The following is a 12,295-nucleotide window of genomic DNA, read 5'->3' on the forward strand; positions in this document are numbered from 1 at the left end:
TTGTTACTATTGATGTAGCAGCGCTAAGCACTGATAAGATTTGTTTTACACCAACCACTCTGATTAAAACCGCTCAAGCGCTACTTACTGGCCTCACCACAATAGCGAGCGCCAGTGTAACCCATTTCGACGGCGTTCACCGCCTCGTTAACGGCAAGCTTACGGACACTTACATGCCCGAAAAACCTACAATTTTGCAGCGTCAAACCGTCGCCCAAAGCCGGTTGTTTCGCGCCGAGCAGCTGGACTTACGCTTTAGCAATGGCGTCGAGCGTCGCTACGAAAAGCTCTGCAGTGGCGGCCCCGGTGCCGTGTTAATGGTGCCTATGCTCGACCCCAATACCGTGCTGATGGTGCGCGAATACGCCGGCGGCCTAGAGGATTACCATTTGTCGCTACCCAAAGGTGCGATGGACAAAGGCGAGACTCCCGAACAATCGGCCAACCGCGAGCTTAAAGAAGAGGTAGGCTACGGCGCGAGTAAACTCGATTACCTAAAGTGCCTGCACTTATCACCCTCGTACATGGAGCACAAAATTCACGTGCTACTGGCGCGCGACCTGTACCCCGAACGCCTTGCCGGCGACGAGCCCGAACCGCTCGAGATCGTGCCCTGCAACATCGACGACTTACTAGCGCTAACCATGCGCGACGACGTGATAGAAGGGCGTACCATCGCCGCCCTGTTTATGGCCCGCGCCTGGCTCGCGCGCCATGGATAATACCCTAAGCCGCTTGGGCGCATTAGCCATTGAGGCCGGCGAGGCCATCGAGGCGGTCGCCCGCGAAGCGCGCTGGGAGATAACCGAAAAATCCGATCTATCGCCGGTGACGCAAGCGGACCTCGCCGCTCACGACATCATCAGCGCCGCTTTGCCCGGCATTATTGATGTGCCGATTATCTCTGAAGAAGACGCCTTGGCTCCATTCAAGACCCGCAGCGAGTGGGGCCGTTATTGGCTGATAGACCCACTGGACGGCACCCGAGAGTTTATTCGCGCGCGCCCAGAATACACCGTAAATATTGCCCTGATTACCGCCGGCAAGGCCGAAATAGGCATCGTCTATTGCCCCGCCAGCCGGCGCCTGTACCTTGGCAACCACAACGCGACTCACGGGCCAGTGGGCAGCTTTAAAGCCACCGATGGCAACCACCACTGGCAGCCCCTTAGCGCCCGCCGCTTGCCCGCCGAGCCCACCCTGATTTGCGGCCACCGCCAGGACAGCGCCACCGAGGCCCAATTGCGCCGCGCCCTAAGCGAGCTTACCGGGCACAGCGAAGCGCCAACCCGAATGGGCAGCTCGATAAAATTTTGCCTATTGGCCGAGGGGCGCTACGATTTATACCCGCGCTTAGGCCCCACCAGCGAGTGGGACACTGCCGCCGGCCAAGTCGTGTTAGAAGCCGCCGGTGGTGCGGTGCTTGAGGCCCGCACGCTGGAACCTTTGGGTTACAACCGCCGCGACAGTATTCTCAACCCGCCATTTTGGGCTGTGGCCGATGGGCACCCTAGCAGCTTCGGTTTTTGGCAAACCCTGCGCCGGCAGAGCACCTAACGCAACATATATAACAACCGGTTGCTAAAACAACGAGGCTACTGGATTAAAAAATTCTAACCGCACCACACTCGTCACACTCTGTAACCACAGGCGCATGCTAAGCTGATTACATAGCATGACCGAACAAGCATTAAATCACTGGACGATTGTGCGGGTTATACGAACGCCGCACCGCTAACAAGGTAACGGAGAAGACCATGGCATCACGCCACTCACACAAACAAGCCGGTAGCGCCTTTGGGGTGTCTATCAACATCAATCATACCGGGGCGTTGCGCCGTCAGCTGATCTCGGAGATCACCGATTTAGAGCGTCAAGTTCACGAGCTAAAGCTCGGCGGGCGGGCGGTCGATTTATCCCTAATGGCCTCTTACAACGAGCTAATTGGCAGCCGCCGAGCCTACCTTAAAAAGCTGCCAACCTCTTGGTGCTGGTAATTCATTAACAGCGCTTATTACCTTATTACGCTTGTGCCGCGCGCCATTGGCGCAGCGGTAGCACGCGCACCAAAGTGCCATGTTCGACCGTCTCGCCGGCCTTAAGCCACACCAAACAATCGGCCCCAATAACCGACGACAAGGCCCCCGAACTTTGCTGTGGATGCAGGGTTACGCCTTCATCCGTCATCCGACCACGCAAATACTCATCGCGTCCGCCTGGTTTATTGCGGCTAAAATTGGCGGCAAGCGTGTAAATCTCTAAGTCTGCCGCTTCAGCGCCTTGCATAATCTGCGCATAAGGTTCGAGCAACAAGACAAAAGTCACAAACGCCGATACGGGGTTACCCGGCAAACCGATAAACGGCGTCTCACCTACACGGCCAAACGCCAGCGGCTTGCCGGGCTTAAGTGCCACCCTCCAAATATCCAGCTGCCCCAAAGCCTCGACCGCGGGCTTAACAAAATCCGCATCACCCACCGAGACGCCACCGGTCGTCACGATAATGTCCGCGCGCTTGGCCGCTTGGCGCAGCGCCTCGCAAGTCGCCGCTAAGGTGTCGGCAACAGCCGGTAAATACTCCACCTCGGCGCCCAGCTCCGCCAACATGGCCGTCAATAAATAGCGGTTAGAGTTGTAAATCTGCCCGGGCTTGAGCGCCTCGCCGGGCTCGACCAGCTCATCGCCGGTAGCCAGCACCGCCACCTTGAGCGGCGCGTGCACAGCGACTTCTGTTAAGCCAATACTGGCCAGCAGCGCAAGATCCTGCGCTCGCAAGCGGCGACCGGCCTCTAACACCACGCTGCCGGCCGCAATGTCCTGCCCCTGAGGGCGGATATTATCGCCCCGCTCAGCCGCTTGGTTGAGGGTGACCTGATCACCCGTGCGATCGCAGTTTTCTTGAATAACCACCGTATCGGCGCCTGCCGGTAGCTCGGCTCCGGTCAAAATACGCGCACAGGTACCGGCCGCCAAAGGTTGCGCCACCGAACCCGCACCGATGCGCTGGCTCACAGTTAGTACAGCGCCTAAACGAGCGTCAGCCGCCGCTAAGGCGTAGCCATCCATGGCGCTATTGGCCGCCGGCGGCACATTGATCCCGGCCACGACATCCTGCGCCAAAATACGCCCACAGGCTTGTAGCAAAGGCATCATCTGCGTCGCAGCCACACGCTTTTGCAACTGCAACCGGGCATCGGCGCACAGACGCTCGCGTGCCTCGGCAACCGCTAACATACCAGCCATTAGCGCAACTGCCCGACAAAGTTACAGGGTTGGTGGCGCGCATCCAGCTGGTCGCGAATAATGCCCCACGCCGTTTTGCAAGCACCGGTAGAACCCGGCAGGCAAAAAATCAATGTGCGATTGGCAAGCCCGGCGGTCGCGCGCGACTGAATCGTCGAGCTGCCGATTTCAGCGAACGATATTTGCCGAAACAACTCGCCAAAGCCCACCACGGTTTTATCAAACAGCGGCGTTACCGCCTCCACCGTGCTATCGCGCCCGGCAAAGCCGGTGCCGCCGGTAATCAGCACCACTTGCGGCTCGGGGGCAGCGATCCAGTTAGAAAGCCTGGCCCGAATTTGGTAGATGTCGTCGGGTACTAAATCGCGGGCAAACAACTGATGACCCGCCTCGCGCAACTGATCGACCAAAGCTTGGCCCGAGGTATCATTAGCCTCGGTGCGGGTGTCGGACACGGTAAGCACACAAATATTCAGGGGGATAAATTCGCTGGAACGGCTCATCGGGGTACTCTGTTGTAGGGGTTTTCTAGTTGTTGTTTAACGGTTTAACCGCCGGTGGTATTCATAAAGCGCACAATTTGTGGCTCATCGGCGGCCACATCAAAGGTGTGCTCTTTGGGTTTAATGGCAATAGCCGCGACAATCGCCTCGTGCAGCTTGGCTTCATCAAGGTCTGGATCGCGGATCACTGCGCGCAAATCGCGACTGTGCTCTTGCCCGAGGCAAAGCAATAAGTTGCCCGTCGCGGTTAAACGCACGCGATTGCAGCTGGCACAAAAGTTATTACTGTGAGGCGAAATAAACCCAATGCGCGAATCGTAACCGGCGTGGCGCCAGTAGCGCGCAGGGCCGCCAGAATCTTCGTCGCTGGGCGTGAGTGGGTAGCGCCGCTCGATAATCCGGCGCAGCTCTGAACTTGAAACAAACTCTTCGGCGCGGCCGTGCTCGGTGATGGCGCCAAGGGGCATTTCCTCAATAAAGCTGATATCCAAGCCGCGCTCTAGGGCAAAGCCCACCAGCGAATCTACCTCTTCGGCGTTGCGATTTTTTAGCGCCACACAGTTAAGCTTAATACGCTTAAAACCCACGGCCTGCGCCGCGGCAATACCCTCTAGCACCGAATTTACATCGCCAAAACGGGTCAGGCTGCGAAAGCGCTCGGGGCTTAAAGTATCCAGCGAGATATTAATACGATCCACCCCCGCGTCTTTTAAGGCTTGGGCGTGTTGCGCCAGATGCGTGCCGTTAGTCGTCAGGCATAACTCGTCGAGCCCATCCAGCGCACCGAGGTTTTGCATAAGCGTAATAATGCCTTTGCGAATCAGCGGCTCGCCGCCGGTAATGCGCAACTTACGCACGCCCATGGCAACAAAGGTGCGGCCCAGCTCGGTTAGCTCTTCAATGCTTAGCACTTCACTGCGCGGCAAAAATGTCATGTCCTCGGCCATGCAGTAAACACAACGCAAATCGCAGCGATCGGTTACCGACATACGTAGGTAGGTAATCTCGCGACCAAAATTATCCACCAGCGGCGCGGCTGATGCAGCACGAGGCGAGGGCGATAATGCGTTGCTATCAATCATAGATTGGCGGAATCCGATGCAGGTGTATTTAGCGTAGCGACTGTCTAGCTTACAGGTATTGTTAAAAGTGTACGCGGCATTCATACCAGGATATAGGGAGCAATTAGCAAACCAACCCGCCAATAATACCCAGATTACCTTTAACCGTCAGCTTACCAGGCCGAGACCTGCCGGCATCGCCCTAGCAAAAGGCAAAAGCACGCACCACTTCGGACACGGACATATCAATTTGGGCCAACACGCACCAAAACAGAACACAGAAAAGTTGCCCATTGCGCGCCGGCATCGTGCATTTTTGCGTGCACATGGCGCCACGGTGGAGCACAGTTAATTTTTATTGGGCCTTCTTACCGCGCAACTTAAAATCTATAAGCCTTTGTTTTTACAGAAATAATCAACCAAAAAAATATTATTGCCGGGCCTTGGCACCGTCTTTGCTCTTATCCCTATCAAGCAGCGCCACAAGACGCTCAAAACCCGTGAACTAGCCAAGAGAAAGTGCCATGCACAACAATCAGACATCCACCCGCGCTCAGATCCATACGCTGATACCGGCCAAAACCCGCCGCGCACCGGGTAAAGTTTGGCTAGTGGGTGCCGGCCCCGGTGATGCCGAGCTCCTAACGGTTAAAGCTTTACGCTTGATTCAGTCAGCCGACATTATTTTTTACGATCAATTAGTCAGCGGCGACATTCGCGCGCTGTTCCCCAAAAGCACCCCAGCGGTGTACGTGGGCAAAGTTAAAAATCACCACTCGGTAGCGCAAGAGGATCTCAACCAAATGTTGGTGGATCACGCCCTAACCGGTCTAACCGTGTGCCGCATTAAAGGCGGCGACCCGTTTATTTTTGGTCGCGGCGGCGAAGAATTATTAACCCTGCGCCAAGCGGGCATCGAGGCCGAGGTGGTACCCGGTATTACCGCCGCCTCTGGCTGCTCAACCTCGGCCGATATTCCGCTGACCCATCGCGGTATCGCGCAGGGCTGCACCCTAGTGACCGGCCACGGCGAAACCACTCTTAACGTCGATTGGCAAGCGCTGGCGGCACTGGAGCATACCCTAGTGTTTTACATGGGCGTCAGCCGCGCCGGACTCATCAGCTCACAATTAACCGGCGCCGGCCTCGCAGACACGACGCCCGCCGCCATTATCGAGAACGGTTGCCGTAGCAACCAGCGGGTGGTAACCACCACGCTGGCCGAGCTAGCCCAAGCCGTCGACAAACATCAGGTGAAATCACCGGCCATCATTATGGTGGGCCACGTGGTTGACCTGCACAGCCAACTGAACGCGCGAGCTCTGGTTAACAGTCACGCGCTCTGCAACAGCCTAAGCGCGTAAGCACCACGCAACCGAATTTAGTAGAGGATCGTTATGAGTAAGCAACGCATTATCGTAGTAGGCAACGGCATGGTCGGCCACAAATTCATCGACGCGGTCGTCACCAGCGATCAAGCCGATCAATACGAGGTCATCACCTTCTCGGAAGAACCACGCCTGGCGTACGACCGAGTAAAACTCTCCAGCTATTTCTCGGGCTCCAGCGTCGAAGACTTGATGCTAACCTCGGAGGAAAGCTACAAAAATAGCGGCGTGGTTTACACCCTAAACGATAAGGTGGTCGAAATCGATCACGACGCTCAGACCGTTAAAACAGCGGCGGGCCGTGTCGAAGGCTACGACAAACTGATTCTGGCCACCGGCTCTTATCCGTTTGTACCGCCGATTCCGGGTAAAGATCAGCCCCACTGTTTGGTCTATCGCACCATTGAAGATTTAGAGGCGATCACCGAGTCAGCCAAGCAAAGTAAAACCGGCGTCGTTGTTGGCGGTGGTTTGCTGGGGCTTGAGGCGGCCAATGCACTGCAAAACTTAGGGCTCGACACCCACGTCATCGAATTCGCGCCGCGCTTGATGGCCGTGCAGTTAGACGAAGGCGGCGGCAGCTTATTGCGTCGCAAGATTGAGGAGCTGGGCGTATCGGTACACACCGAGAAAAACACTCAGCAGATTGTCGCCGGTGATGAATGCCGCTACCGCATGGAGTTTGCCGACGGCAGCCATTTAGATACCGACATGATCGTGTTCTCGGCAGGTATTCGCCCGCAAGATGAAATCGCCCGCAACAACGGCATCGACATTGGCGAACGCGGCGGTATCACTATCGACAACTATTGCCGCACTTCGGTCAAAGACATTTACGCCATCGGCGAATGTGCCCTGTGGGACAGCAAAATTTTTGGTTTAGTCGCCCCCGGCTACCAAATGGCCAAGGTGGCACTTTCACACATTCAGGGCGGCGACGAGCAGTTTACCGGCGCCGACATGAGCACCAAACTTAAATTACTAGGCGTAGACGTTGCCAGCATCGGCGATGCCCACGCCCGCACCCCAGGCGCGCAAAGCTATACCTTTGAAGATGGCGTTAAAGGCGTTTACAAACGCATGATCATCTCAGAAGACGGCAAAAAATTACTAGGCGCTGTGCTGGTGGGCGAAGCCGAGGCCTACGGGACCTTGCAGCAAATTTGCGTCAACAACATGGACTTGCCCGCCGACCCCGAGCAAATGATTTTGCCGCAAACTGACGGCACTGCCAGCGTAGGTATGGGCGTTGATGCACTGCCCGACACCGCACAATTGTGTAGCTGTCTGGATGTAAGCAAAGGCGACATCGTCGAGGCGGTACAAGGTGGCTGCACCGACATGGGCGGCATTAAGTCTTGCACTGGCGCGACAACCGGCTGCGGCGGCTGTACCGCGCTGGTTAAACAGGTGATGGACAGCGAGCTGGAAAACTTAGGCATCGAAGTAAAAAACGATATCTGCGAGCACTTTGCCTACAGCCGGGTTGAACTGGCCGACATTATCCGCGTGAAAAAAATTGAGAGCTTTGATGAGCTGTTACAGAGCCACGGCAACGGTTTAGGTTGTGAGATTTGTAAGCCCGCCATCGGTTCTATTTTGGCGTCTTACTGGAACGAGTATGTCTTGAGTGACAATTTGGTGGGCCTGCAAGACACCAACGATATTTACCTTGGCAACATGCAAAAAGATGGTACCTACTCTGTAGTGCCACGGGTTGCCGGTGGTGAAATCACCCCAGACAAACTGATCGTTTTAGGTGAAGTGGCTAAAAAGTACGACCTTTACACCAAAATTACCGGCGGCCAACGTATCGATTTATTTGGTGCGCAGCTGCACGAGCTACCCGAGATTTGGCGCACCCTAGTCGATGCCGGCTTTGAAACTGGTCACGCCTACGGTAAATCGCTGCGTACGGTTAAATCTTGTGTCGGTAATACCTGGTGTCGCTACGGTGTGCAAGACAGCGTCGGCATGGCCATCGCACTGGAAGATCGCTACAAAGGTTTGCGTTCGCCACACAAAATTAAGTTTGCGGTATCGGGTTGTACCCGCGAGTGTGCCGAGGCGCAATCAAAAGACATCGGCGTAATCGCCACCGAAAACGGCTGGAACTTATACGTGTGCGGTAATGGCGGTATGCGCCCACGTCACGGCGACTTATTTGCCACCGACCTCGATGACGAAACGCTCGTGAAGTACATCGACCGCGTACTGATGTTTTACATTCGCACCGCCGACCGCTTACAACGCACCTCGGTGTGGCTAGAAAACTTAGAAGGCGGTTTGGACTACCTGCGCGAGGTAGTAATCAACGACAAACTTAATCTGGGCCAAGAGCTCGAAGACGAGATGACCCACAACATTGGCAAATACCAGTGCGAGTGGAAAACCACCATCGAGAGCCCAGAAAAACTTAAGCGTTTTAGTCACTACATTAACGCCGCCGAGCCTGACAGCAGCTTGGCATACGTTGCCGAGCGCGGACAAAAGCGCCCGGCCCGTGAAGAAGAGCGTGAAAACCAAATCCCAGCCGTCGAACTGGCGTAGTAACGTGGAGAACACAATGAATACAGCAACTGCAGAAAATACCGACGCCATCTGGGTCAAAGTGTGCGAGAAAAGCGCGTTAGCCCCCGACACTGGTGTGTGTGCCCTGGCCAACGGCCAACAAGTCGCTATTTTTTATTCGCGCCATCTAGACGAGCTGTTCGCGGTGGGCAACTACGACCCCATCGGCAAAGCCTACGTATTATCGCGCGGTCTGATTGGCTCGCAAGGCGAGCGAATTTGCGTCGCATCGCCTTTGTACAAACAACATTTCGACCTGCGCACCGGTGAGTGCCTTGAGGAGGAGGGCGTAAGTATCCCCACTTACGAACTGCGTCTGGAGGACGGCTGGATCAGCGTATTGGCTTAATCATCTTCCCCCGATAGCTTCATGAAATCGGATTTGGGGTAGCCTTTGGGCTACCCCTTTTTTATACCTTCGCTTATAGCGAGGCGTCTAAATCGTTAATCTGGACCGCCTTCAGGGCCACGCCCCGAGTCAAAAAAATCTGGGGTAGGCGGCGGGCCGCTATTGCTTTCACGCCGTGCAGCAACGGCAAACACCCCCCAAATCAGCAGCGCCACCGTAAAAACCACGGCCCCGAGAGGTGCGAGCACATTAAACAGCGCGTTATCTGAGCGCACATCGGTGAATATCCAGCAAAGCGCCAGCATAGCCACAATGACAATAAAGGATCTCATCAATAACTCCGTATTATTAGCCACCTTTTGCCTGTATTTTGCGATGCTGGAAAGACTTTGTACACAGGCTCACTCCGCCAACCTAGAAATTCATCGATTTGTTGGCATAATAGGCCACGAGCCCCCCTGCAGATAAGGTTAAGGCTCAGCATCGGCAGCTTTTAAGCATTAGAATTACCCAGCGGGCATCACAAGCGTTAATGCAACACCAACTCTACCCGGCGGTTTTTCGCCCGACCATCGTCCGACCCGTTGGTGCTAACCGGCGCCATGGCGCCAACACCAGCGGCCATTAAGCGATCGGCTGTTACACCTTGCTCCACTAATGCACCGCGAATACTCTCGGCGCGATCTTCCGATAATTTGATGTTAAGCCCATGATCCCCCGTAGTGTCGGTATGGCCCACTACGTAAAACTGTTGCTCGGGCGCCGACTCTAGGTATGCCACAATAACGTCAAGCGCTTGCTGTGAGCTAGGCAGTAATTCTGCTTTACCGGTGTCAAAGTTTAAGCCGTGCAAAACCACTTTACCTTCGCGGGCGAGGGAGTCTGTCAAGTATTTAGTATTAATACTAACGCGGTCGGTACTCATTTGGTTGGGCTCTACAATATCGTGTACAATTTCAACTTCATCAATGGCGCTACCTTTATAAATATAGATGGATAAGTAAACCTCTTTCTGGCCAATTCCTTTTTTTGCGGTCAACATGCGGTAATCTTCGCGTTCATAAATACTGGTAGCTATCGCACTGCCAAAACGCTCAGTTTGTGATGAGCCGCTCCATAGATGTGTTATTTGTTCATCGCCACACGCTTTATGCTCACACTGAAACAGAATCTTAAAGTCAGATTTTTTAAGCGCATTGATATAATTCGCGAATACTTGCAATGTCGACTGATCTTTTGGGGCTGAGTAACCAATTAGGGTCGATTTACCCTTCAGGTCTAGGTACGGGACCTTATCGTTCTTATCGGCGATTCCGGTGGCAAGTCGTACCTCGGCAAACTCAGACTCAAGGTAACGCGTAATAGCGCTACCTTGATAGCGAGATATAAGAGGGTGATCTTGACCTGCGTCATCCTCTTTCTTACTTATGGATATAGGGCTAGGCTCGCTGGACTCTTTAATGGCATTAATATCTACGGTAACTTGACCCAATAATAACGATTCTGGCTCTGTGATTATTTGTACAATTTCGAGGGTGTCGGAGTACTCTTCTTTAATAATCCACTGTAAATAGGTGGGGCTAGAGTCTGGCCCCACTTTGGCCGAGATAAACTGATAGCCGTCCGATGACTGGCTGAAGCCGGAGAAGCTCGACGCTGCACTTGAGATCCATACGGGCTTTAGAAGTCGTCTAGAAAACTCAAAACCACAAGGGTCTTCTGTGTGACAATATAAAAGAACCTCTCCCCCAAGTTTATCGACGGCTTGCTTATAGTTCTCAGCAACCTCAAGGGGTGATCTGCTACCTCCCAATGTGTAAACGTGCATCGTCTGTTTGCCAATAACCGCTAGTTTATCAATAGTTTCGTCTTCTTTAAGCTGAGATAACGCTACGTAAGACTCGGTATAATGGGCTTCGCGCTGTTGATATATCTCGGCATCGCCATAGCGAGATACCAACGGGTGATCAGACTCTTCTGCATTGGCCGAGCACAAGAGCAGGCCAATTGACAACGTAGTCAAGCCGACTATAAAAGATTTCATTCTACCTTCCTTTGCATAAATTAATATTTTTTTGTGATGGGCATCTCACCTAGAGAGACTGTAAAAAAACAATGGTAGCATGCTTAATAATGAATCCTCGATAATACCCCCTAAATATTAAATCTACGCCACCTGTGGCGTACAGCGGCATATAAGTCAGGATGACAAGGTGTATTTGTGAAAAATAGTCGTAATTTTTACGGACGAAGAAGTCGATTGCCAAACGGTTTGTTCTTGCCTAGATTTACTATCGCACAGCCATAAAATTTTAATGGCCAAAAACACCATTAGAAACGACCTCTCTAATTTTGGCCTGGTAATAATTGCTTGCCATTACCGCCATTGGCGGCCTTCACACTGTTTGGTAAGACTGCCCGAAATCAAGTTACTGCGATGGCATCTGAGTTGGGTGGTGAAACGGGCAAAACAGCTATTACAGAAGCCAATAAATCGGGTAACGCAGCCGTAAAGAATGCCAAGGAAGAAGTAAATTTAAGTAACTATGATAAAACAGCCACAGCTGGCGGCAAAAGTGGTGGCAGCTAAGTATATAACGAAGGGCTCGACTTCAGATAAAGCGGTCCCATTTTTTCTGTAGAGGTAAGTTAATGAAAAAAATAGCACTCCCGTTATTGGTTTTTAGTGTCGTTACCTCCGCTGCATCTATGGCGGATGAAAAACCCTGGGAAAACTCCTTTAGCTCTGAGAAAGGTAGCCTCCGCTATCAGCATGGTAGCCTGGAGGCTGAATGCTCTGATGGGGCTGGTTACGCCAAGTTCTTGTCGGCAGCGATAGATAATCTTATTAGAATTCAAGACCTTAACGTGACTGAGATTAAAGCCGACGATAGCATGCTTAGTGTAGATCCGAACGCGGATCCAGCAGATATCACGATCTACGATGATAGTGAGTATTTAAATGGCTCGGTTTTGGGGCGCGATGTCCCCAGCGAAGCAAGAAAGACTTTGATCGAAGACGTACGTCGACACACGACCCTGACGGCGCTTAAATATAAAGCGGATTATGAAAAGAAGAGTTTTGGTGACGAGTTTCCAGACTCCGTTCAGAGAGAGGTCTGGGATTTTTGTATGTCACAGGGCGAAGCCATGTTGAGAAATTATCAAAACTGATTAACT

The 12,295-nt window shown here is 53.3% G+C and carries 13 protein-coding genes; 8 read left to right on the top strand and 5 right to left on the bottom strand.

All coding sequences use genetic code 11. The features are described from left to right. Nucleotides 1-173 precede the first annotated feature (173 nt). From nudE to ACGHAD_RS16845, 3 genes are all read left to right on the top strand, one after another. The gene (gene nudE, locus ACGHAD_RS16835) at nt 174-722 is read left to right on the top strand and encodes an ADP compounds hydrolase NudE (protein ID WP_382414573.1); all 549 of its coding nucleotides are present in this window, start codon (nt 174-176) and stop codon (nt 720-722) included. Then, the gene (gene cysQ, locus ACGHAD_RS16840; protein ID WP_382414571.1) at nt 715-1,557 is read left to right on the top strand and encodes a 3'(2'),5'-bisphosphate nucleotidase CysQ; all 843 of its coding nucleotides are present in this window, start codon (nt 715-717) and stop codon (nt 1,555-1,557) included. The genes nudE and cysQ overlap by 8 nt, the downstream gene beginning before the upstream one ends. 200 nt (nt 1,558-1,757) lie before the next feature. Beyond that, nucleotides 1,758-1,997: a hypothetical protein gene (locus ACGHAD_RS16845; RefSeq protein WP_339616629.1), complete on the top strand. Its 240-nt coding sequence runs from the start codon at nt 1,758-1,760 to the stop codon at nt 1,995-1,997. Between the two features lie 25 nt (nt 1,998-2,022). Here the strand turns inward: ACGHAD_RS16845 and glp are convergent, their stop codons facing one another. Genes glp through moaA form a run of 3 tightly spaced genes read right to left on the bottom strand, consistent with a single transcriptional unit; the run spans nt 2,023 to nt 4,828 of the window. Further along, the gene (glp, locus tag ACGHAD_RS16850; RefSeq protein WP_382414569.1) at nt 2,023-3,243 is read right to left on the bottom strand and encodes a gephyrin-like molybdotransferase Glp; all 1,221 of its coding nucleotides are present in this window, start codon (nt 3,241-3,243) and stop codon (nt 2,023-2,025) included. Then, entirely contained in the window at nt 3,243-3,746 is a 504-nt protein-coding gene (gene moaB, locus ACGHAD_RS16855; RefSeq protein WP_339616627.1) for a molybdenum cofactor biosynthesis protein B, read from the bottom strand. The genes glp and moaB overlap by 1 nt, the downstream gene beginning before the upstream one ends. Nucleotides 3,747-3,790: 44 nt before the next feature. Continuing rightward, complete coding sequence (moaA, locus tag ACGHAD_RS16860; RefSeq protein WP_382414567.1) at nt 3,791-4,828, bottom strand: GTP 3',8-cyclase MoaA; 1,038 nt, start codon at nt 4,826-4,828, stop codon at nt 3,791-3,793. A gap of 503 nt (nt 4,829-5,331) precedes the next feature. On the opposite strand from moaA, the gene cobA reads away from it, so the two are divergent. The 3 genes from cobA to nirD are packed head-to-tail and all read left to right on the top strand — an operon-like array spanning nt 5,332 to nt 9,115. Continuing rightward, nucleotides 5,332-6,171, top strand: a complete 840-nt coding sequence (gene cobA / locus ACGHAD_RS16865; protein WP_382414565.1) for a uroporphyrinogen-III C-methyltransferase — start codon at nt 5,332-5,334, stop codon at nt 6,169-6,171. Nucleotides 6,172-6,204: 33 nt separating this feature from the next. Further along, the gene (nirB, locus tag ACGHAD_RS16870) at nt 6,205-8,745 is read left to right on the top strand and encodes a nitrite reductase large subunit NirB (protein WP_382414563.1); all 2,541 of its coding nucleotides are present in this window, start codon (nt 6,205-6,207) and stop codon (nt 8,743-8,745) included. A gap of 16 nt (nt 8,746-8,761) precedes the next feature. Next, nucleotides 8,762-9,115: a nitrite reductase small subunit NirD gene (gene nirD / locus ACGHAD_RS16875; protein ID WP_339616623.1), complete on the top strand. Its 354-nt coding sequence runs from the start codon at nt 8,762-8,764 to the stop codon at nt 9,113-9,115. Between the two features lie 95 nt (nt 9,116-9,210). Here the strand turns inward: nirD and ACGHAD_RS16880 are convergent, their stop codons facing one another. Continuing rightward, nucleotides 9,211-9,447, bottom strand: coding sequence for a hypothetical protein (locus ACGHAD_RS16880; protein WP_339616622.1), 237 nt, complete (start codon nt 9,445-9,447; stop codon nt 9,211-9,213). Nucleotides 9,448-9,644: 197 nt separating this feature from the next. Further along, a complete protein-coding gene (locus ACGHAD_RS16885; protein WP_382414561.1) occupies nt 9,645-11,159 on the bottom strand; it encodes an OmpA family protein in 1,515 nt (504 codons plus the stop codon). Nucleotides 11,160-11,552: 393 nt separating this feature from the next. Here ACGHAD_RS16885 and ACGHAD_RS16890 point away from each other — a divergent pair, with 393 nt between their 5' ends. Together ACGHAD_RS16890 and ACGHAD_RS16895 are read left to right on the top strand one after the other, a co-directional pair. Further along, nucleotides 11,553-11,705, top strand: a complete 153-nt coding sequence (locus ACGHAD_RS16890; RefSeq protein WP_339616620.1) for a hypothetical protein — start codon at nt 11,553-11,555, stop codon at nt 11,703-11,705. A gap of 62 nt (nt 11,706-11,767) precedes the next feature. After that, nucleotides 11,768-12,289, top strand: a complete 522-nt coding sequence (locus tag ACGHAD_RS16895; RefSeq protein ID WP_382414559.1) for a hypothetical protein — start codon at nt 11,768-11,770, stop codon at nt 12,287-12,289. Nucleotides 12,290-12,295 lie beyond the last annotated feature (6 nt).

It is taken from the genome of Gilvimarinus japonicus, assembly GCF_042847215.1.
Classification (GTDB): domain Bacteria; phylum Pseudomonadota; class Gammaproteobacteria; order Pseudomonadales; family Cellvibrionaceae; genus Gilvimarinus; species Gilvimarinus japonicus.